This is a genomic window from Sphingopyxis sp. LARHCG72, from assembly GCF_052871675.1.
Map to the genome: position 1 here is coordinate 91,447 of NZ_JBIXJU010000004.1, position 20,673 is coordinate 112,119.

The 20,673-nt window shown below is 66.2% G+C and carries 20 protein-coding genes and 1 pseudogene; 7 read left to right on the plus strand and 14 right to left on the minus strand.

The genetic code is table 11. The annotated features are described in order from the left end of the window. Positions 1-46: 46 nt before the first annotated feature. The 6 genes from ACIPPQ_RS10545 to ACIPPQ_RS10570 all read right to left on the minus strand — a co-directional run bounded on the left by ACIPPQ_RS10545 (position 47) and on the right by ACIPPQ_RS10570 (position 4,237). Positions 47-1,072 carry an aspartate-semialdehyde dehydrogenase gene (locus ACIPPQ_RS10545; RefSeq protein ID WP_446544054.1) on the minus strand — a complete coding sequence of 342 codons (1,026 nt, stop codon included), beginning with the start codon at positions 1,070-1,072 and terminating at the stop codon, positions 47-49. 47 nt (positions 1,073-1,119) lie between these two features. Continuing rightward, positions 1,120-1,731 carry a DUF1287 domain-containing protein gene (locus ACIPPQ_RS10550; protein WP_446544055.1) on the minus strand — a complete coding sequence of 204 codons (612 nt, stop codon included), beginning with the start codon at positions 1,729-1,731 and terminating at the stop codon, positions 1,120-1,122. A gap of 98 nt (positions 1,732-1,829) precedes the next feature. Beyond that, positions 1,830-2,207 (minus strand): 50S ribosomal protein L19, encoded by a 378-nt coding sequence (gene rplS, locus ACIPPQ_RS10555; protein WP_062185076.1) that lies wholly within the window; start codon positions 2,205-2,207, stop codon positions 1,830-1,832. A 5-nt stretch (positions 2,208-2,212) separates the two neighbouring features. Further along, positions 2,213-2,950, minus strand: coding sequence for a tRNA (guanosine(37)-N1)-methyltransferase TrmD (gene trmD / locus ACIPPQ_RS10560; RefSeq protein ID WP_446544056.1), 738 nt, complete (start codon positions 2,948-2,950; stop codon positions 2,213-2,215). Positions 2,951-2,996: 46 nt separating this feature from the next. Further along, a complete protein-coding gene (locus ACIPPQ_RS10565) occupies positions 2,997-3,281 on the minus strand; it encodes a hypothetical protein (RefSeq protein ID WP_446544057.1) in 285 nt (94 codons plus the stop codon). Between the two features lie 35 nt (positions 3,282-3,316). Next, the gene (locus ACIPPQ_RS10570; protein ID WP_446544058.1) at positions 3,317-4,237 is read right to left on the minus strand and encodes a LysR substrate-binding domain-containing protein; all 921 of its coding nucleotides are present in this window, start codon (positions 4,235-4,237) and stop codon (positions 3,317-3,319) included. 101 nt (positions 4,238-4,338) lie between these two features. Between ACIPPQ_RS10570 and ACIPPQ_RS10575 the strand changes: the two genes are divergently transcribed. Next, positions 4,339-4,491 carry a hypothetical protein gene (locus ACIPPQ_RS10575; RefSeq protein ID WP_327450943.1) on the plus strand — a complete coding sequence of 51 codons (153 nt, stop codon included), beginning with the start codon at positions 4,339-4,341 and terminating at the stop codon, positions 4,489-4,491. Positions 4,492-4,566: 75 nt separating this feature from the next. Here the strand turns inward: ACIPPQ_RS10575 and ACIPPQ_RS10580 are convergent, their stop codons facing one another. From ACIPPQ_RS10580 to ffh, 4 genes and pseudogenes are all read right to left on the minus strand, one after another. Next, a complete protein-coding gene (locus ACIPPQ_RS10580) occupies positions 4,567-6,015 on the minus strand; it encodes a serine hydrolase domain-containing protein (RefSeq protein ID WP_446544059.1) in 1,449 nt (482 codons plus the stop codon). Positions 6,016-6,199: 184 nt separating this feature from the next. Beyond that, a complete protein-coding gene (gene rimM / locus ACIPPQ_RS10585) occupies positions 6,200-6,694 on the minus strand; it encodes a ribosome maturation factor RimM (protein WP_446544060.1) in 495 nt (164 codons plus the stop codon). A gap of 180 nt (positions 6,695-6,874) precedes the next feature. After that, positions 6,875-7,324: pseudogene (gene rpsP / locus ACIPPQ_RS10590) on the minus strand (30S ribosomal protein S16); the annotation flags it as partial. A 40-nt stretch (positions 7,325-7,364) separates the two neighbouring features. Next, positions 7,365-8,804, minus strand: a complete 1,440-nt coding sequence (ffh, locus tag ACIPPQ_RS10595; protein ID WP_446544061.1) for a signal recognition particle protein — start codon at positions 8,802-8,804, stop codon at positions 7,365-7,367. Positions 8,805-9,081: 277 nt separating this feature from the next. On the opposite strand from ffh, the gene ACIPPQ_RS10600 reads away from it, so the two are divergent. The 6 genes from ACIPPQ_RS10600 to ACIPPQ_RS10625 all read left to right on the plus strand — a co-directional run bounded on the left by ACIPPQ_RS10600 (position 9,082) and on the right by ACIPPQ_RS10625 (position 15,069). Next, positions 9,082-10,713, plus strand: coding sequence for a putative bifunctional diguanylate cyclase/phosphodiesterase (locus tag ACIPPQ_RS10600; protein ID WP_446544062.1), 1,632 nt, complete (start codon positions 9,082-9,084; stop codon positions 10,711-10,713). A 51-nt stretch (positions 10,714-10,764) separates the two neighbouring features. Then, positions 10,765-11,571, plus strand: coding sequence for a diaminopimelate epimerase (dapF, locus tag ACIPPQ_RS10605; protein ID WP_446544063.1), 807 nt, complete (start codon positions 10,765-10,767; stop codon positions 11,569-11,571). Beyond that, positions 11,568-12,806 carry a MiaB/RimO family radical SAM methylthiotransferase gene (locus ACIPPQ_RS10610; protein WP_446544064.1) on the plus strand — a complete coding sequence of 413 codons (1,239 nt, stop codon included), beginning with the start codon at positions 11,568-11,570 and terminating at the stop codon, positions 12,804-12,806. Before dapF ends, ACIPPQ_RS10610 begins: the two co-directional genes overlap by 4 nt. Continuing rightward, on the plus strand, positions 12,803-13,729 hold the full coding sequence (gene ftsY / locus ACIPPQ_RS10615; protein WP_446544065.1) for a signal recognition particle-docking protein FtsY: 927 nt from the start codon (positions 12,803-12,805) through the stop codon (positions 13,727-13,729). The genes ACIPPQ_RS10610 and ftsY overlap by 4 nt, the downstream gene beginning before the upstream one ends. After that, complete coding sequence (locus ACIPPQ_RS10620; RefSeq protein ID WP_446544066.1) at positions 13,726-14,415, plus strand: inner membrane-spanning protein YciB; 690 nt, start codon at positions 13,726-13,728, stop codon at positions 14,413-14,415. The genes ftsY and ACIPPQ_RS10620 overlap by 4 nt, the downstream gene beginning before the upstream one ends. Positions 14,416-14,496: 81 nt before the next feature. Beyond that, on the plus strand, positions 14,497-15,069 hold the full coding sequence (locus ACIPPQ_RS10625; protein ID WP_446544067.1) for a urate hydroxylase PuuD: 573 nt from the start codon (positions 14,497-14,499) through the stop codon (positions 15,067-15,069). A gap of 57 nt (positions 15,070-15,126) precedes the next feature. Here ACIPPQ_RS10625 and ACIPPQ_RS10630 read toward each other — a convergent pair whose 3' ends face one another. The 4 genes from ACIPPQ_RS10630 to ACIPPQ_RS10645 all read right to left on the minus strand — a co-directional run bounded on the left by ACIPPQ_RS10630 (position 15,127) and on the right by ACIPPQ_RS10645 (position 20,539). Next, complete coding sequence (locus tag ACIPPQ_RS10630; RefSeq protein WP_446544068.1) at positions 15,127-15,681, minus strand: gamma carbonic anhydrase family protein; 555 nt, start codon at positions 15,679-15,681, stop codon at positions 15,127-15,129. Continuing rightward, positions 15,678-17,930, minus strand: a complete 2,253-nt coding sequence (locus ACIPPQ_RS10635) for a spermidine synthase (RefSeq protein ID WP_446544069.1) — start codon at positions 17,928-17,930, stop codon at positions 15,678-15,680. The genes ACIPPQ_RS10630 and ACIPPQ_RS10635 overlap by 4 nt, the downstream gene beginning before the upstream one ends. Positions 17,931-17,934: 4 nt before the next feature. After that, the gene (gene hemB / locus ACIPPQ_RS10640) at positions 17,935-18,933 is read right to left on the minus strand and encodes a porphobilinogen synthase (protein ID WP_446544070.1); all 999 of its coding nucleotides are present in this window, start codon (positions 18,931-18,933) and stop codon (positions 17,935-17,937) included. Between the two features lie 61 nt (positions 18,934-18,994). Further along, a complete protein-coding gene (locus ACIPPQ_RS10645) occupies positions 18,995-20,539 on the minus strand; it encodes a M23 family metallopeptidase (protein WP_446544357.1) in 1,545 nt (514 codons plus the stop codon). Positions 20,540-20,673 lie beyond the last annotated feature (134 nt).

Here is a 20,673-nt window from a genome sequence, read left to right on the forward strand (position 1 = left end):
CCGTTCGCATCCCGAAGTCGAGATGCGAACGGAGAGAGGTTCGGGCTCAGCCCTTCTTGAGGTGCCGGCGGCCGAGCAGTTCGGCGATCTGCACCGCGTTCAGCGCCGCGCCCTTGCGGAGGTTGTCGCTGACGCACCAGAGGTTGAGGCCGTTTTCGACCGTCGGGTCTTCGCGGACGCGCGACACGAAGGTCGCGAAGTCGCCGACGCATTCGACGGGGGTGATGTAACCACCGTCCTCGCGCTTGTCGTGGAGCACGACGCCGGGTGCCTCGCGCAGGATGCGCTGTGCGTCCTCGGCCGACAGTTCATCCTCCATCTCGATGTTGATCGCTTCCGAGTGGCCGACAAAGACGGGGACGCGGACGCAGGTCGCGGTCACCTTGATCTTCGGGTCGAGGATCTTCTTGGTCTCGACGACCATCTTCCACTCTTCCTTGGTCGAGCCGTCGTCGAGGAACTTGTCGATGTGCGGGATGACGTTGAAGGCGATCTGCTTGGTGAACTTCTGGATGTCCTTTTCGTCGCCGACGAAGATCTGGCGCGTCTGGTTCCACAGTTCATCCATGCCCGACTTGCCCGCGCCCGACACCGACTGATAGGTCGAGACGACGACGCGCTTGATCTTGGCGGCATCGTGGAGCGGCTTCAGCGCGACGACCATCTGCGCGGTCGAGCAGTTCGGGTTCGCGATGATGTTGCGCTTGGTATAGCCGTCGATCGCGTCGGGGTTCACCTCGGGCACGATCAGCGGCACGTCGGGGTCCATGCGGTAGAGCGAGCTGTTGTCGATCACGACGCAGCCCGCCGCGGCCGCCTTCGGCGCGTGGATCGCGGTCGCGTCGCTGCCGATCGCGAAGATCGCCATGTCCCAGCCCGACCAGTCGAAATTCTCGATATTCTGGCACTTCACGGTTTTACCGGTATCGCCGATTTCGATCTCGTCGCCCTGGCTGCGCGACGATGCGACCGCCGCCAGTTCGTCGTAGGGAAATTCGCGCTCGGCGAGAATGGCGAGCACTTCGCGCCCGACATTGCCCGTGGCTCCGGCGACTACGATACGATAACCCATTTATTCACTCCTCAGTGCAAATACTCGGTTGAAAACGTTATAATAATTCAAACTTTCCAGCGAAAATGGCCGGTCAGCTTATGCTTGAACAGCGCATCCTCCTCGCGCGTGCCCCCGCCGATATTGTGAAGCACGAGCGGCACGCCGGTCGTATCCTTGCGGTCGGACACGATGCCGGTGTGCGGCAGGCGGCCGCCGACCATCTGGGTAAAGATGTCGCCCGGCCGCCAGTCGGCGGGATCGTCGGTGACGGGCAAGGACGCACCCTGCCGCCGCCAATAGGTCGCGAGGTTGGGCACGCGGCGATGGTCGATATTGCGGTCGGGGCGCCCCAGTCCCCAGTTTTTCGGATAAGCCCCGAAGTTGGCGCGCATGTCGGCGTTTACAAGGGCCTGCAGATCGGCGCCGAGTGCATCGCGAAAGGCACGGATCACGACGTCGGTGCACACGCCCTTCGCGCGGTCGACGTCGCCGTTCGGGAAGCGCAGCACGGTATAGGCCGGGTCATAGGACAGCGTGACGCCGACCTGCCGCCGCGCCGCCGCGACGATGCGCTGCGCATTGCTGAGCGCCATCGCCTCGCCCGACACGCCAAAGGCGAGCACCGCGCCGATGAAGGCGCGCCGTGTCGGCTGGAACGGGAGGACGGACGCTTGCATCAAATTCGCTTTGCCCAAAAGAAAACGACCGGCTCTGCCTGTTGGCGGAACCGGTCGTTTTTGAAAGCTGTTTCGGCTTTGTAGAGGAGAAGCTCTCCTTAGCCTTCGCCGGCTTCCGACCGGTATTCGCGGCGTTCCGCAATACGTGCCGATTTACCAGTGCGACCACGCAGATAGTAAAGCTTCGCACGACGGACAGCGCCCTTGCGGACGACGGTAATCGAATCGATGTTGGGCGAATAGAGCGGGAACACGCGCTCGACACCTTCGCCGAACGACATTTTGCGCACGGTGAAGTTGGAGCCCATTCCCTTGTTCGAGCGTGCGATGCACACGCCTTCGAAATTCTGGACGCGGGTGCGTTCGCCTTCGACCACCTTCACGCCGACTTTCAGCGTGTCGCCGGGACGGAAGGTCGGAATCGTCTTTGCAGCCTTGGCAATTTCTTCGGCTTCGATCGTCTGGATGAGGTTCATGTCCTCTAGTCCTTTTCTTTTCGCCGCGCGCCAGAGGCAGGTCGGTCCCGAGCATCGATATGACGCTCCCAAAGGTCCGGCCTGCGTAACCGTGTATGATCTTCCGCCTGTTGTTTCCGCCAGGCCGCGATCTTCGCATGATCCCCCGATCGCAGCACTTCGGGGATCGTGCGCCCTTCCCAATTTACGGGCCGGGTATAGTGCGGATATTCGAGCAAACCGTTTTCGAACGATTCGTCGTCCCCGCTTGAAGCCGCGCCCATTACGCCGGGAAGCAGCCGAATGCAAGCGTCGAGCAGCAACAGCGCGCCCATCTCCCCGCCCGACAGGATGATGTCGCCCATCGACACTTGCTCGACCGGCCGCGCGTCGAAGATGCGTTCGTCGAATCCCTCGAAGCGGCCGCAAAGAATGATTGCCCCCGGACCCGCCGCAAGCGCGCGCACGCGCGCCTGCGTGATCGGCGCTCCGCGCGGGGTCATCGCGAGGACCGGCAGGCCGGGGTGAGCCGCAATCGCATGGTCGACTGCGGCCGCGAGCACGTCGGCCTTGAGCACCATGCCGGCGCCGCCGCCCGCCGGTGTGTCGTCGACAGTGCGGTGCTTGTCGGTCGCAAAGTCGCGAATCTGCACCGGTGCGCAATTCCACGTCCCGCTTTCGAGCGCGCGCCCCGCCATGCTGTGCCCCAGCGGACCGGGGAACATGTCGGGGTAAAGGGTGAGGGGAACGGCGGTGAAGGTCATGGCAGCGGGTTCCATAGCGCTTCCGGATGCGGGTGGCGATCCATCATCAGGGCCGGTCCGGTGCCGCGCCGATCGCATGGGCAAGCCACCCGACCGCCAGCCCGGCGACGCCAGCGACGAGGATCGCGGCAATAATCAGCGCGACCCCCCACCCCGACCCGTGCCAGTCGAGGCCGAATAGCAGGCCGACCCCGGCCAGCGGCAGGCCGAGCGCCACGGCGACCGCGAGCAGCGCGCGCCGCCAGGCAGACCAGCGGCGCCGGCACACCCAAAAGACCGCCAGTGCAACAAGCGCGGTGTAAATCGACAAGATCGCAAGCAGATAGGTCATTCGGTGTCCGGCGGATCAACGCCGCAGCGCGCCGTTCAATCGAGCGGCCGCCATAGCGCCTCGGGCAGCAGGTGGCGATCCTTGTCGAGTTCGGCATGCAACCATTCGCGGAAGCGCTCGATCTTGCGCACCCCGACGCGGTTCTCGCGGTGGACGAGATAGTGCGCGGTGCCGGGCTGGTAGAGCGCATCGAAGGGCCGGACGAGCCGCCCGGCATCGAGTTCGGCACGCCAGAGCAACGGGGTCATCAGCGCGATGCCGTAGCCGCCCTGCACCGCACTCGCCTCCTGCAGCTGGCTGTCGAGTTCGATCCCGCGGCGCTGCCGCGGCGGAACGGTGTCGATCCCGGCGGCCGCGAGCCACCCCGCCCACCAGGGATCATTGGGCGCGAGCCGCTCGACGCGCAGCATATCCTCGGGCCGCTCGATATGATTGGCTTCAAGAAAGCTTGGCGCGCAGATCGGCGTGACGTGGCTCCGATAGAGAAAGTCGGCGCGCAGCCCGGGCCAGTGACCGCGCCCGACGCGGATCGCGACATCGACATTGGTGGCATCGAAATCGATCAGCTCGTTGTTCATCGACATCCGCACCGCAAGGTCGGGATAGGCGAGCTGGAACCCGCCGATCCGCCCGCTGAGCCAAGTGCCACCAAAGGTCGCCATCGCGTCGATCGTCAGCACATCGGCCTCGTCGCTGCCGAGCGCGGCAAACGCATCGCCCATCGAGGCAAAGGCGCCGGTGATCGCGGGGAGCAGTCGCTGCCCGGTTTCGGAAAGCCGCACGCGCCCCTTTTCACGCACGAAAAGCGCGCGGCCGAGCCGGTCTTCCAATTGGCGGATTTGATAACTCACCGCCGCCTGCGTGAGCCCCAGCTCCTCGGCGGCGCGCGAGAAATTCTGCAAGCGCCCGGCCGCTTCGAAGGTGCGGATGGCAGCGAGAGGCGGCAGTTTGGGCATACGACCTTATAAGCCCTGCTTATGATATGGTCTACGCCTTTTGTTGGCGGCGCCGCGCCCGACAGGGCATTACCGCTGCATCAAGCGAAAGGAGATGAACGATGAAAGACGAGCAGTTCATGCGCGCCTGGAATGACGGTCATGATCATTTCAGCGCCGATATCACCCGCGGCTTCAAGCGGATCGCGGGCGCCGTGCGGCGCCTCGGCGAATGGTCCGCCCGCGAGATGCACGCCCGAAGCCGGGCGCGCTAGTTTACCCGATCCCCGAAAGATCGGGGGCGAAACGCGGTGGGGCTGTCCCTTGCAAAAGGCCTCACCGCGTCCGCATCACGGCTGTTCCGGCGGCACGACGCGAAGACGTAGCGCCTGGAGCGTTGCGGGCATCGTCGGCGCAAGCAGCAATTGCCCGTCGAGCTTCCCCCTCTCGCAATTGAGCCGGAAAGCGGTCGACATCGCACCCAGCGGCGCGAGCGGTTCGGCGGCCGGGCATTCGCCCACTTCTGCCTTGAACTTCGCAAATTCGGCCTTCCAGTTTTCGGCCGAGCGATCGAGCAGGAAGTTCATCGCAAGCCGGCCCTGAAGCGGACCGAGATGCCCTGCCGCATAAGCCGCCCTTGCAGCCTCGAACATCGCTGATACCGACGGTGAAACGGGCACGGCGCGGGCTTCAAGCAGCCCCGCCTTGTCCATCGCGACCGCCGTATCCCACGCCGGCCCCGACGGCCCGGCATAGGTGCGGTTCGACAGCGCGAAGACCCCGACGCCGTAATCGGGCATCAGCATCACATGGCTGCCATAGCCCGGATAGCCGCCGCCGTGCGCGAGCGTGAGGCCGAGATCGCAATCCTGCGCGACGCGCCAGCCCATGCCGTAAGCGCTCGACAGCTTGCACGCCTCTGCGCCGCTCGCGCCGGTGCGATTAACCACCGCGGTGAAGTTCAGGCCCTGCGCAATCTCACGCACCGTCGACCGCTTGACCGGCCCATTGTCGGCATCGTCGCGCGCGGGCCAGGCCGCGAGCAGGAAGGCGACCCATTTGGCATAATCGTTTGCGCTGACCTGCAAGCCCCCCATCGCGTTGAACGCGCCGTCGACCATTTCGGGCTCGGCGGTCCAGCGCTCATTTTCCCAGCGATAACCAAGCGCATAGCGCGCCTTGGGCGCCTTCGGCGCGTCGAAACCGCTGCTCGTCATGCCGAGCGGGGTCAGGATCGTCTGCCGGACATAGTCGGTATATTCCATGCCCGAGGCATTGGCGACGATGCGGCCGAGCAACGCATAGCCGAAGTTCGAATATTCATGTTGGCTCTGCGGGACGCGGCTGAACGGGACGCCCGCGGCGATCATCTTCGTGAACGCGTCCTGCGGCAAGACCTGCTGCCGGTCGCCCCACGGATCGTCGGTGACGAAACCGCCGACATGCTGGAGCAGGTCGCGGACGCGGATGCGCGGGCTGTCTTTCGTCGGATAGGTCCAGCTCTTCATTTCGGGCACATATTGCTCGGCCAAATCGTCGAGGCGGAGCTTGCCGTCGTCGCGCAGCTTCAGGATCGACAGCGCGGTGAAGGCCTTGGTCATCGAGGCGATGCGGAACAGGCTGTCGGGGGTGACGGGGCGCTTGTCGGTGATGTTCTGGACGCCAAGGCCCTTCACATAGGCAAGCTTGCCGTCCTTGACGACGCCATAGACGACGCCGGGGACGTGCTGATCGGCCTGGAACCTGGCGAAGAGCGCGTCGATTTCGGGGGCGAGCTGGTCGAGGGTTTGGGGCGCCACGTCCTGTGCGGTGACAGGGGACGCAACGGTTAGTGCTGTCGCGAGGAGGAGACCAAATCTTGCGTGCATCAAAACCTCCGTTCGTGCTGAGCTTGTCGAAGCACAGCTCTTCCTTCGCAACATAGAAAGGAAGAGCGGCCCTTCGACAAGCTCAGGGCGAACGGATTATTGGTTCAGCGACTCTTTATTCGACGAACGCCGCGTCAATCGTCACGCCGTCGTCAGTCCATGCCGGCACCGCCTGCGCGGTCATCGGTACCATGAAGCGCTTGCGGTCGGGTTTCTCGATTTCGAGAATGTCGCCCGCGCCGAAATTCTCGACTGCGGCGACATGGCCGATGGCAGCGCCGTCGGTCGACACGCACGGCAGGCCGAGCAGGTCGTGGTGGTAATATTCGCCCTCGCCCAAGGGCGGCAGCGCCGAACGCGGGACGGTCAGCACCGTGCCGCGCAGCGCCTCGGCAGCGCTGCGATCATTGACCTCGGCAAAGGTCGCGACCGCGCCCTGATTGGCGGGGCGCACCGATTTGAGGGTGAGCTTGCGGTCACCCGCGTCGAAAACGGAAAAGGCGCGGAGAGCCTCCGCGCCTTCGCCGAACAGTTTGAGACGCACCTCGCCCCGCACCCCGTGCGCGCCGGCGATGGCGGCGAGGGTGACGGGGCGATTCGCGTCGGCCAAGGCTTAGCCTTCGGCCTTTTCTTCGCCGGCTTCGGCAGCGGGCGCTTCTTCGGCAACCGGGCCGCCTTCGGCGACTTCTTCGGCAATCGCGGTCGCGTCTTCGGCGGTCGCGTCGGCCGGAACTTCGTCGGCGACGGCTTCGGCAACCGCTTCGGCGGTTTCTTCGCTCTTCACCGAGCCGGTCGCATCCGATTCTGCCGCTTCGGGAGCAGCAGCTTCTTCAGCGGCGGGCGCTTCGGCTTCGGGTTCCGGGGCCGGAGCGGCGGCAGCAGCGGCTGCGGCTTCTTCGGCGTCAGCCAGCTTCTGCGCCTTTTCTTCGGCGCGTTCCTTGGCCTTTTCGCCGGGGACACCCTTGTTCGGGTTGTTGCGGGCAGCGCGCTCGAGGACGCCAGCGGCGTCGAGGAAGCGGGCGACGCGGTCGGTCGGCTGCGCACCAACCGAGACCCAGTGCTTCGCACGGTCGGCGTCGAGCTTGATGCGCTCCGGATTGTCCTTGGCGAGCAGCGGGTTGTAGCTGCCGATACGCTCGATGAAGCGGCCGTCGCGCGGGCTGCGCGAATCGGCGACGACGATCTTGTAATAGGGACGCTTTTTCGAACCGCCGCGTGCGAGGCGAATGGAGGTTGCCATGATATTTTCCTTCAGAGTTTAACGTTTAAAGTCGGGTCGATTATTTCTTTTTATTCATCAGATTGGCGAGTTCGGGCGGGATCGCGCCGCCGCCGCCGAGGCCGGGGAGGCCTCCGCCGCCGCCCATTCCGGGAATGCCGCCGCCCTTGCCGAACAGCGCGCCGAGGCCCTTCAATCCGCCCATCTTGCGGATCTTCTTCATCGCGCTGGACATTTCCTGGTGCATCTTGAGCACCTTGTTGACCTGCTGCACCGTCGTACCCGATCCGTTGGCGATGCGGATCTTGCGCTTCGCGGTCAGGATTTCGGGCTTCGCGCGCTCCTTCGGGGTCATCGACCCCATGATCGCGTCGAAATGGACGAGCATCTTGTCGTCGGCGCCGCCCGCAGCCATCTGCGCCTGCGCCTTCTTGATGCCCGGGATCATGCCGGCGAGCGCGCCGAGGCCGCCCATGCGGCGCATCTGGTTAAGCTGGGTGCGGAGGTCGTTGAGGTCGAACTGGCCCTTGGCCATCTTCGCGGCCATCGCCTCGGCCTCTTCGGCCTGGATCGTTTCGGCGGCGCGTTCGACGAGGCTGACGACGTCGCCCATGCCGAGGATGCGGCCCGCGATACGCGAGGGTTGGAAGAGTTCGAGCCCGTCGAGCTTTTCGCCGGTGCCCGCGAACTTGATCGGCTTGCCGGTGACGGCGCGCATCGAGAGCGCGGCGCCGCCGCGCGCGTCCCCGTCCATGCGGGTGAGCACGACGCCGGTCAGCGGCACCTGATCGGTGAAGCGCTGCGCGACCTGCACCGCGTCCTGACCCGTCAGGCTGTCGACGACGAGCAGGGTTTCGGCGGGGTTCGCCGTACGCGACACCGCCTGCATCTCGTCCATCAGCTGCTGGTCGACGTGGAGACGGCCCGCAGTGTCGAGCATCAGGACGTCATAGCCCTGCAGCTTCGCGGCCTGCAGCGCGCGCTGCGCGATCTCGACCGGCTGCTGGCCCGCGACGATCGGCAGCGTCGCGACATCGATCTGCTGGCCGAGGACGGCGAGCTGTTCCTGCGCGGCGGGGCGATTGACGTCGAGCGACGCCATCAGCACCTTCTTGCGCTCCTTGTCCTTCAGCCTTTTCGCGATCTTCGCGGTGGTCGTCGTCTTACCCGAGCCCTGAAGGCCGACCATCATGATCACGGCGGGCGGCGTGACGGCGAGTTCGAGCTCGGCGGTTTCCGAACCGAGCATCTCGGTCAGCGCGTCGCTGACGATCTTGACGACCTGCTGCCCCGGGGTGACCGAGCGCAGGACATTCTGGCCAATCGCGAGTTCGGTGACCTGATCGACGAAGCTGCGCACGACGGGCAGCGCGACATCGGCCTCGAGCAGGGCGATTCGCACTTCGCGCATCGCCGCGCGCACGTCGGCCTCGGTCAGCGCGCCGCGGCCGCGGAGCTTCCCGAAAACATCGCCAAGCCGATTGCTCAGACTGTCGAACATGCGCCTCAAATCCTTCGTTTCGAGGCCCGCAACGCAAAAGACGCCGGTGAGCGAAACCTCGCCAACCAGCGGCTATCCGTGGACAGACTTTCCGTCGCGGACATCGATATGCCCGAACGCAAGATGCGTGCGGACGCGGCGGCCTTTACGCAAAAGCACCGTCAAAAGCAAGCATGCGAGAGAGCAGGCCGACGCTTCGCAACGCCGGGGCCGGCGCACTTAACCCAAATTTCACCGCTTCGGCGCCATAAAGCGCGCAATGGTGGGGAAAATTCATATGACATCGACGCCGAAGCAATTCGACCGCAGCGAGGGCGCCAAACGCGACATCATAGCAGGGGGCATCGTCGTCGCCGCGATCCTGCTGTTCGTCGGCACGGGCAGCAATGTGATGCAGGCGGCGGTGCGCGCGCTGATCGGCCTCGGTGGCGGCCCCGACCGGGCCCTCGCCGCGGCGCTCGTGCTCAACATCGCGCTGATCCTTTTTGGCTGGCGCCGCTACGAAGACCTGAACCGCGAAATCCGCGAGCGCACCGAGGCCGAACAGCGCGCCCGCTACCTCGCCGACACCGACCCGCTGACCGGGTTCCTCAACCGCCGCGCGCTGCTCGCGACGGGGCAACAGATGATCGCGGGCGCGATCGCCGAAAAGCGCCAGGTCGCGCTGTTCCTGCTCGACCTCGACCATTTCAAGACCGTCAACGACATTCACGGCCATGCCGCGGGCGACCGCGTGCTCCAGGTCGCGGCCGAGCGCATCTCTGCCGTCCTGCCGCCCAACGCCACCAAGGCGCGGCTCGGCGGTGACGAATTTGTCGCGATGCTCGTTTTCGAACCCGCCGCGCGCGCCGATATCGACGCGCTGGCCGCCGAACTCGTCATGGCGCTCGACAACTCGGTGGCACACGACGCGCAGCAGATCCGTATCGGCGCTTCGCTCGGCATCTCGCTCGCCGACGACGCAAGCATGACGATGGAAACGATGGTCCGCCAGGCCGACATCGCGATGTATCATGGCAAGGACGAGGGACGAAACCGCCACATCTGGTTCGAACCCGGCATGGAAATGGCGGTGCAGGTGCGCAACCAGATCGAGACCGGGATTCGCGAGGGCATGCCGCGCGGCGAGTTCGTGCCGCACTTCGAACCGCAGGTCGACATCGCCAGCGGCCGCCTGATCGGTTTCGAGATGCTGATGCGCTGGGAATCGCCCGAATATGGGATGATCCCGCCCGAACGCTTCATCCCGGTCGCCGAAGAAAGCGGCCTGATCGGCGAATTGTCGCTGCTCGTCATCCGCAACGCCATGGAAACCGCGAAGCGCTGGGACCCGTCGATCCTGCTCGCGGTCAATATCTCGCCGCAGCAGCTCAAGGATCCGTGGTTCAGCCAGAAGCTCACCAAGCTGCTCGTCGAGGTCGGCTTCCCGGCCAGCCAGCTCGAGGTCGAGATTACCGAAAGCTCGCTGTTCGAGAATCTGCCGCTCGTGCGCTCGATCGTCACCAGCCTCAAGAATCAGGGCGTCTCGCTCAGCCTCGACGATTTCGGTACCGGTTACAGTTCGCTGTCGCACCTCCGCGCGCTGCCGTTCGACCGGATCAAGATCGACCGCAGCTTCGTCGCCGCGATGCGCGGCAGCCCCGACGCGCAGGCGATCGTCGTCGCAATCGTCCGGCTGGGCGAAAGCCTCGCGATGCCGATCACCGCCGAGGGCGTCGAGGACGAAGCGACCGCGATCGAACTGACGCGGCTCGGCTGCGCCAAGGGTCAGGGCTGGTATTTCGGCCGCGCCGCCTCGGCCGCCGATACCGAACGCCTGCTCGCCGACCGCGGCCTGCTCCGCGCGCCGGCGGTGCCGCCCGCGGGCCCCGAGACGGGCGAACAGGAACCCTTGCGCAAGACGGCGTAATCCCGCCGCATCGCTAGACTTCGCGCGCGCGCGCCCTTACATGCGCGAGCTATGGCAGACCGCTTCACCAAGATGCACGGCCTCGGCAACGACTTCGTCGTGATCGACGCGCGCGAGCGCAGCGTCGAGATGACGCCGGCGCGCGCGCATGCGATCGCCGACCGGCGCCATGGAATCGGGTGCGACCAGCTGATCCTGCTCGAACCGTCGGCCAGCGCCGACGTGAAGATGCGTATCTTCAACGCCGACGGCGGCGAGGTCGAGGCGTGCGGCAATGCGACGCGCTGCGTCGCGACGCTGATCGGCAAACCCGCGGTGATCGAGACGCTGGGCGGCATGCTGCGCGTCACCCCCGCCGACGGCGGCGCCGAGGTGACGCTGGGTGAACCCGTGTTCGACTGGGAGCATATACCGCTCGCGATGCCGATGGACACGCGCGACATGCCCGTCGCGTGGGACGAGCTCGAACATGGCGCCGCGGTCAATGTCGGCAATCCGCATATCATCTTCTTCGTACCCGAAGCCGATGCAGTACGGCTCGACGAACTGGGCCCGCGGATCGAGACCGACCCGCTGTTCCCCGAGCGCGTCAACGTTAACGTCGCGAGCCTCGACGGCGAGAACCAGTTGCAGCTGCGCGTCTGGGAACGCGGCGTCGGGCTGACGCAGGCGTGCGGCACCGGCGCGTGCGCGACGGCGGTCGCGGCGATCCGCGCGGGGCTTGTCCAGTCGCCGGTCACGGTGTCGCTGCCCGGCGGCGACCTGATCATCCGCTGGGCGCCGGGCGAGCCGATCGTGATGAGCGGCGCCGCGACACGTGTGTACGAGGGCGAGACCGACTGGGCGCAGTTCGGATGAGCGTATCCCTCGTCGACCGCCAAGAGGTCGTCAATTTCGGTTGCCGGCTGAACATCGCCGAGGGCGAGGCCATCCGGTCCGCCATCAAGACTGCGGGCGCACAGGGCACGATCGTCTTCAACAGCTGTGCAGTGACCGACGAGGCGGTGCGGCAGGCGCGGCAGGCCGTGCGGCGCGCGCTGCGTGAGCTGCCGGGCGCCGAGGTTGTCGTGACCGGGTGCGCGGCGGAGCTGGAGCGCGAGACCTTCGCCGCGATGGGTGCGCGGGTGGTGCCCAATGACGCCAAGGGGCTTGCGGAGAGCTATGGCGGCGAAACAGCATTTCCCAACTCCCGCCCCTATGCGCCGGCGCTTTCGGGCGCCGATCATGCGCGCGCCTTTCTCGGCGTGCAGACGGGCTGCTCGCACAGCTGCACCTTTTGCGCGACTGTGCTGGCGCGCGGGACGGCGCGGTCGGCAACCGTGGAGGACGTCCTCGCCTCCGCCCGCACGGCCCTCGACCGCGGCCAGCGCGAGATCATCCTCACGGGGGTCGACCTCGCCAGTTACGGCGACGACAGCGGCACCAGCCTTGCAACGCTGGTCGAGGCGCTGCTCGCGCTGCCGGTCGAGCGCCTCCGCCTCTCGTCGCTTGACCCCGACCGGATCGACGACGCGCTGTTCGCCTTGCTGACGCAGGAAAAGCGCGTGATGCCGCATGTCCACCTGTCGCTGCAGGCGGGCGACGATATGGTGCTGACGCGCATGAAGCGCCGCCATCGCCGCGCCGATGCGGTGCGCTTGATCGAACAGCTCAAGACCGCGCGCGCAGAAATTGCGATCGGCGCCGACCTGATCGCGGGCTTTCCGACCGAAGACGAAGCGATGTTCGCGAACTCGCTGGCGCTGATCGACGATTGCGACATCGTCTTTGGCCACATCTTTCCGTACAGCCCGCGCGCCGGGACGCCCGCCGCACGGATGCCGCAGGTCGGGCGTACGATGGCCCGCGAGCGCGCCGCAGCCTTGCGCGAAGCCAATGCGCGGCGCCGGCAGGACTGGCTCGGCACCCAGATCGGCCGCACCGCCTCGATGCTCGTCGAGCGCGACGGTATGACCGGCCACGCCGAGAATTTCGCCGCCGTAGCGCTCGCTGCACCCGCGGCGCCCGGCACCATTATCGACGTGCGCCTGACCGCGCGCGACGGCGACCGGATGGTCGCCATCCCCACCCAAACAAAGGATATCGCGGCATGACCGGCCAAAGCTGGAGCGAACGACTGCTCGGCGGATTCCGCCGGACGTCCGAACGGCTCGGCGAAAATCTCGCCGGGCTGACCGGCAAGGCGCGGCTCGACGAGGATGATCTCGACCGGATCGAGGAGGCGCTGATCGCCGCCGACCTCGGCCCCGCAATGGCCGACCGCATCCGCGGCCGCCTCGCCGAACGCCGCGACATCGCCGCGAACGGCACCGAGGAACTGCGCAAGGTCGTCGCCGAAGAAATCGCCGCGGTGCTGCGCCCCGTCGCCGAACCGCTCGACATCGATGCCTTCCCGCGCCCGCAGGTCATCCTCGTGATCGGGGTCAATGGATCGGGCAAGACCACGACGATCGCCAAGCTCGCGCACCTGTTCCAGGAACAGGATTATGGCGTGATGCTCGTCGCGGGCGACACGTTCCGCGCCGCCGCGATCGGCCAGCTCAAGGTCTGGGCCGAACGGCTCGGCGTGCCGATCATGGCGGGCCCCGAAGGCGGCGACAGCGCGGGCATCGTGTTCGACGCGGTGAAGCAGGCGACCGCGACCGGCATCGACGTGCTGATCGTCGACACCGCCGGGCGGCTCCAGAACAAGCGCGAGCTGATGGACGAGCTTGCGAAGATCAAACGCGTGCTCGGGCGCCTCAATCCGGCGGCGCCGCACGACGTCGTGCTCGTGCTCGACGCGACGACGGGGCAGAATGCGCTGTCACAGATCGACGTGTTCCGCGAAGTCGCCGGCGTCACCGGCCTCGTGATGACCAAGCTCGACGGCACCGCGCGCGGCGGCGTGCTCGTGTCCGCGGCCGAGCGCCACGGGCTTCCCATCCACGCGATCGGTATCGGCGAAACCATCGACGACCTTCGTCCGTTCGACGCGGACGAGATCGCGGGCATTATTGCAGGAAATATCCGATGAGCGATCAGCTCGACCAGATCGACCAGCTCCCGGGCGGTCCCGAAACCGTCCCCGCGCCCCCGCCGGCGAAGCATGGCTGGCTCAACTTCGTGATCGATTTCGGGCCTTTGCTCGTTTTCTTCCTCGCCTATAAATTCTCGTCGGGCGGCGAAGGCGCGTTCGCCGCGACGACCGCAGCGATCAAGGGCACCGTCGCCTTCATGGTCGCGATCGTCATCGCGATGGCCGTGTCGAAATGGAAGCTCGGCAAGATTTCGCCGATGCTGTGGATGTCGAGCATCCTCGTCCTCGGCTTCGGCGCGCTGACGATCTGGTTCCACGACGAACGCTTCATCGTGATGAAGCCGACGATCATCTATGGCGCCTTCGCGGCGCTGCTGCTCGGCGGATACTGGTTCAAGCGGCCGATGCTCAAATATCTGCTGCAGTCGGCGCTCGAGGGGCTCACCGACCGCGGCTGGCTGCTGCTGTCGCGCAACTGGGGGATCTTCTTTGCCGCGCTCGGCATCGCCAATCATGTGATGTACGAGCTGATCCAGGCGAAGCAGATGAGCTTCGACCTGTGGCTGACGATCAAGGTCTGGGGCGTCACCGCACTCTCCTTCCTCTTCACCTTCAGCCAGGTTCCGGTGATGCTGAAGAACGGCCTCGCCGTTCCCGAAGAGGCCGCAACCGACAAAAGTTGATGCATTTCCCCGCTGCGCTGGCATAGCTGCGTCACCGGCTCCGGGTCGCACGCGGCGCCGCGATAACAAGGGGGAACTGCCATGGACAAATTTTTCGGAAACCTGCACGCCGTGCTCGGCGCGGGGCTCGTGCTCGCGATCATCCTGATGCTGTGCCTCAACGGCCAGAATTTCGAGGACGGAGTCGCCGCGGGCAATGCGATCATGCGCTGGCTGCACACCTTCTTCGGCGTGCTGTGGATCGGCCTGCTTTACTATTTCAACTTCGTCCAGATTCCGACGATGCCGAAGATTCCGGCCGAACTGAAGCCTGCGGTCGGCAAGCATATCGCGCCCGCCGCGCTGTTCTGGTTCCGCTGGGCGGCGCTGATCACCGTGCTACTGGGCGTCGCGATCGCCGGCCACGCCAAATATCTCGCGCCCGCGCTCGGCCTGCAGGACCCATACAAGCTGATCGGCGTCGGCATGTGGCTGGGCCTGATCATGGCGTTCAACGTCTGGTTCGTGATCTGGCCGAACCAGAAAAAGGCGCTGGGTATCGTCGAAGCCGACGATGCGGCCAAGGCGAAAGCCGCCAAGACCGCGATGATCTTTTCGCGGACCAACACCCTGCTGTCGATCCCGATGCTCTATGCAATGGTGAACTTCAGCTAAGCCGGCTGGCAAAGATTGCAAAGGGGCGCTCCGGGAGACCGGGGCGCCCTTTTCGTTTCAGCCCTCGATCGCCGCTTTGTGCATCCGCCCGTTCATCACGTAATGCGCGACGCCGAGCTGCATCCCCGCCGCCTGCGCATCGTCGATCTCGCGCACGCGGCGCGCGGGCGATCCCGCCCATAGTTCGCGGGTCGGGATTTCCTTATTCTCGGTGAGCAGCGCACCCGCGGCGAGCATCGCGTCGCTGCCGATGCGGCACCCGTTCATCACCGTTGCCTTGAGCCCCACGAACGCCCGGTCGGCGAGCGTGCAGCCATGCACCATCGCGAGATGGCCAATCAGCACATCTTCGCCGATGATCGTCGGGAAACCTTCGGGGCGGTGCGGCATCGGGCCGTCGCAGTGGACGATGCTGCCGTCCTGGATGTTCGATCGCGCACCGACGACGATGCGGCTGACGTCGGCGCGCAGCACGCAATTATACCAGATGCTGACATCGGGACCGATCGTCACGTCGCCGATGATCCGGCACCCCGGCGCGATGAAGGCGCTGGGGTTGATCTGCGGCGTCTTGCCATTGACGGTGATGATGCTGACGTCGTTGCGGGTCATTCGTCGCGCCCTCCGATGATATTCTTCCAGAGCAGGACCGGCAGCGTCGAGGCATAATCGTCGGTCCAGCGTTCGAAATTCGGCCGCGCCTCGAGCGGCACCCAGGTATCGAGATCGCGTGAATCCTTGCGCGGGCGAAGGCCGCCCGTCAATTGCTGCATCCGCTCCGGCGTCGCGGTCAGCGCGACCCAGTTCGATCCGGTCAGGTCGCCATATTCGTCGCCGATCGGGCCGGGGTCCATGCGGATCGCGCTCGTCCAATCGCGCGCCTTCGCCTCTGCCGCCAGCACGGGTTCGAGCCCGAAGAAACGGTTCGAGATATGGATGAGCAGGATGCCGTCGGGCTTCATCGCGCGCGCATAAATGCCGATCGCTTCGCGGGTCAGCAGGTGCAGCGGGATCGCGTCGGACGAGAAAGCATCGATGACGATGATGTCGAAACGCCCCGCCGGCTGGTTCGCGAGCTGAAGCCGTGCGTCGCCGATAACGATCGGCGTGTCGCCGGCGCAATCGGACAGGAAGGTGAATTTCGCAGGGTCGCGCGCGATATCGACCATCACGGGGTCGATTTCGAAGATCGTCCAGCGTTGCCCCGGTTTGCGGTAGCAAGCGAGCGTGCCCGCCCCCAAACCGACGATCCCGACCGACGCGTTCGGCCCCGCCAGCGCTTCGGCCTTGTCGAGCGTCAACCCGACCCCCGACTGATGCCCGTAATAGGTGGTCGGGTCGCGCCGATGCGCGGCGTCGGTGCGCTGGAGACCGTGGAGCGTCGTGCCGTGCGCGAGGCGGCGCTGGTTCGATGCCGGATAGTCGGTGACTGTATAGACGCCGAAATAGCTGCGGACGCGCGCGCCGGTAAAGCTTTCCTGGATCGTGTCCCAGCCGCCGACCCCGATCATCAGGAGCGCGAGCACCGATACGAAAGCCCAGCGCCAGCCGATGACGAGCATTCCGATGACGAAGATCGCAATGCCCCAGCCGGCCACCGCGCCGTCGAGCCGGCCCGTCCAGTTCGCAACCATATGCCAACTCGCAAAAGCCGCGATCACGACGAGCAGGACCGCAACGACACGCGTCGTTTTCACCTCGAGCCCCAGCCACTTGTCCCACGGGAAGAGCGCGGGCAGCGGCAGCAGCATCGCCGCAGCGAGGATCAGCAACGGATGCTCATACACCCAGTCGAAGAGGAGCGGCGCGAACAGGGCCGCGAACAGCCCGCCGAGCACCCCGCCCGCCGACATGATCAGGTAGAAGAGCGTCAGATGTTGCGGCGCGGGGCGGAGATGATAGAGATAGCCGTGCAGCGCAGTCGCGACGATGAACAGCATCGCGAGGCTGGCGAGCGCGACCATCATCGACCCGCCGCCCGAACTCAGCAGCCCGAGCCCGCCCACCGAGAGCAACACGACCGGCGCGAGCAGCGTGATGACCTGCGTCGGCCGCTCCATCGTCGAAAAGGCGATCACGAAGCTGAGCAGGTAGAGCCCGAGCGGCAGCACCCAGAGCAAAGGCATCGCAACGATATCGGTGGTGAGATGCGTCGTGGTCGACAGCATCAGCCCCGACGGCACCGCCGCGATCAGCAGCCAGTGGATCTGGCGCCGCAGCGTCGGGCGCGGTTCGGATGTGGCGGCGACATGGCTTTCCGCGGCGCCGTGCCAGCGCGCTGCGGCCGCGCCCGCGACGAGCAGGACGAGCGCGGCATAGCCCGCGGTCCAGCCCCAGCTTTGCGCCGCGAGCGGCATCGTCGGTTCGACGAGCGCCGGATAGCTGATGAGGCCGGCGAAACTGCCGAGGTTCGAGGCGGCATAGAGATAATAGGGATCGCCCGCGCGCGCGTCGGCGGCGAACCAGCGCTGCATCAACGGCGCCTGCGCCGAGACGACGAAGAAGACGGGGCCGATCGAAGCGAGCAGGAGCAAAGGCACCCACAGCGCCTCCTGCCCCGGGCCGGGCGGCGCGATCTGCGCGATGCCGATCGGAAGCCACAGCGCGGCGACAAGGAACAACGCGAGGTGGATGATCGCCTGACGCCGCACGGTGAAGCGCCCGAGCCAGTGCGCATAGGCATAGCCGCCGAGGAGCAGCGCCTGATAGACGAGCATTGCGCTGTTCCACACGGCGGGGGCGCCGCCGAGCTTGGGCAGCACCATCCGCGCGACCATCGGCTGGACGAGGAACAGCAGGAAACTGCCGACGAGGATCGTCAGCACGAACAGCCAGCGCCGCGGCGATGCAGAAACGGTCACGCGATCAGGCGCCGAGCAGCCGTGCCGCGTGGAGCGCATGATAGCTGAGCACCCCCGACGCGCCCGCGCGGCGGAACGCGAGCAGGGTTTCGAGGACGAGCGCATCGCGGTCACCCGCACCGGCGGCGGCGGCGGCCTCGATCATCGCATATTCGCCCGACACCTGGTACGCGTAGACGGGAACCGCGAAATTGTCCTTCACCGCACGCACGATGTCGAGATAGGGCAGCCCGGGCTTCACCATCACGCTGTCGGCACCCTCGGCGAGGTCCTGTGCGACTTCGCGCAGCGCTTCCTCGCTGTTCGCGGGGTCCATCTGATAGGTCTTCTTGTCGCCCTTCAGCAGCCCGCGCGAGCCGACCGCGTCGCGGAACGGGCCGTAGAAAGCCGACGCGTATTTCGCGGCATAGCTCATGATCTGGACATGACCGAAGCCTTCGGCCTCCAGCGCCTGCCGGATCGCGCCGATGCGGCCGTCCATCATATCGCTGGGCGCGATGATGTCGGCGCCGGCGCGCGCCTGATTAAGCGCCTGCCCGACGAGCACCTCGACCGTCTCGTCGTTGAGCACATAGCCGGCGCCGTCGATCAGCCCGTCCTGCCCGTGGCTGGTATAAGGGTCGAGCGCGACGTCGGTGAGCACGCCGATATCGTCGCCGAGCGCCTGCTTGATCGCCGCGGTCGCGCGGCACATGAGGTTATCGGGATTGAGCGCTTCGCTGCCGTCTTCGCTGCGCCGGTCGGCTTGCGTATAAGGGAAAAGCGCGAGGCACGGGATGCCCACGGCGACCGCATCCTTCGCGCGTTCGACCAGCAGGTCGACCGACCAGCGCGACACGCCGGGCAGGCTCGCGATCGGTTCTTCGGTGCCCGATCCGTCGCAGACGAACAGCGGCCAGATGAGATTGGCGGGCGACAGCTGGGTTTCGCGCACCATCGCACGGCTCCAGCCGGTGCGGCGCGTGCGGCGGAGGCGCAGGTCGGGGAAAGCGGCTTGGGTCATGCGGGGTGCATAGCGGCGCTTGGCCGCGGGGCAAATGGGTATTGCCGCTTTTTATGCGGGGTCAGATGCGGTCGCCGGCCCGCTTCGATGCCGTGTCGGCGAGGCTGCCGAGCTTCGGTCCCTCGATCTGTTTCGCCGCCACCGGGGCCAGCGCGGCGCCGGGCGCGATCGACGTCAGCGTACGGATACGCGCCCGGAAGTCGGCGAGATCCTTGCCCTCGAGCAGCGCGCGGGTGACGAAGGTCACCGACGACGGATTCACCGCGCGGCCGTTACGATAGAGCTCGTAATGGAGATGCGGGCCGGTCGAGAGGCCGGTCGAGCCGATATAGCCGATCACCTGACCGCGATTTACGCGCTGGCCGGGGCGTACTGCGATACGGCTCATATGCCCATAGCCGGTGCCGAGGCCGTTGCCGTGGTTGAGCTTCACATAATTGCCGAAGCCGCCGTGGCGCCCGGCAATCGTCACCACCCCGTCGGTCACCGCATAGATCGGCGCGCCATAACCGCCGCCGAAGTCCATCCCGCTGTGCATGCGCTTGTAGCCAAGGATCGGGTGGCGGCGCATCCCGAAGGTCGAAGTGACGCGCCCGTTGGTCGGGCGTGCCATGCCGCCGCGCTGCTGCCCGACGCCCGACGCCTCATACCATTGGGCGCGGCCGCCCGTATTCCATTCGAGCATCGACAGCTTCGATTTCCCGCCGCGGATCAGTCCGGCATAGAGCAATTTGCCCGTCTCGCTCTCGCCCGTTTCGGCGCGGCGATAATCGACGATGATGTCGAATTCGTCGTTCGAGCGGATGCCGCTGCCGACCGAAATCTGCTGGCCGATGACGCGCAGGTACGACTGGATCGCCTGCGGCGGCGCGCCAGCGGCGCGCGCCGATCGGTACAGGCTGTCGCCGACGCGGCCGCGGATGCGCAGCGGCGTCGCATCGACCGCGATCGGGATGCGCCGCATGACAAGCTGCCCGCCCTGTCGCTCCATCTCGATGCGAAGATCGAAGCGTGCGCGCATCGCGAGCGCCTCGACCGGGCGCGGCATCGTGCGCGCGGCGCGGCGGCCGAGGATCAGGTCGATGCGCGTGCCCGGCGCGATATCGGCAAGCGGCACCGCACCCGAAACCTGGTTCGCGAGCGCCTGCGCCTCGCTGCTGCCGACGCCCGAGCGTTCGAGCAGCCGCGCGAAGCTGTCGCCGCTGCCAAGCGTGGCGGTGAGTTCGATCTGCGGTCGTTCGGGGGTCTGGGTCAGCGGACGGACCGCATCGGTCGCCGCCATATGGCGCCCGGTGTCGCCGCCGAACGCGAGCGGCACGATCATTTGCGCGCGCGCTTCGTTGAAATCGGCGGCGTCGAGCGCGGGCATGCCGCCGACTTCGAGCGGCTGGATGCCGGGGAAGGTCGCGATCGCGGTCCCGCACAGCAGGGTTAATGTGGCAAGCCCGCGCCACCACTCGGCCGAACCGATATTGTCGCCAAGGTCGGGAACGAGGTCGAGCTGCGCCAGCCGGTCGCGCCAGCCAAGCTGCGGTTCGGCGTCGGCAACGGCGCGCCGCAGCGGGATCGCTTGCGACATCGTGAGGGCGGCCGCGTTGCCGGACATCCCCGCGATGGGTTCGTGACGCTGGAACAAATTGCAACCCCCGCTCGGCCAGCCTCCCTTATACCCGGCTGCCGAATGATGTTTTCGAGCCGTTGTCTGTAAAGAAAGGTCGTTAAAGTCAATTTAATGGCGGA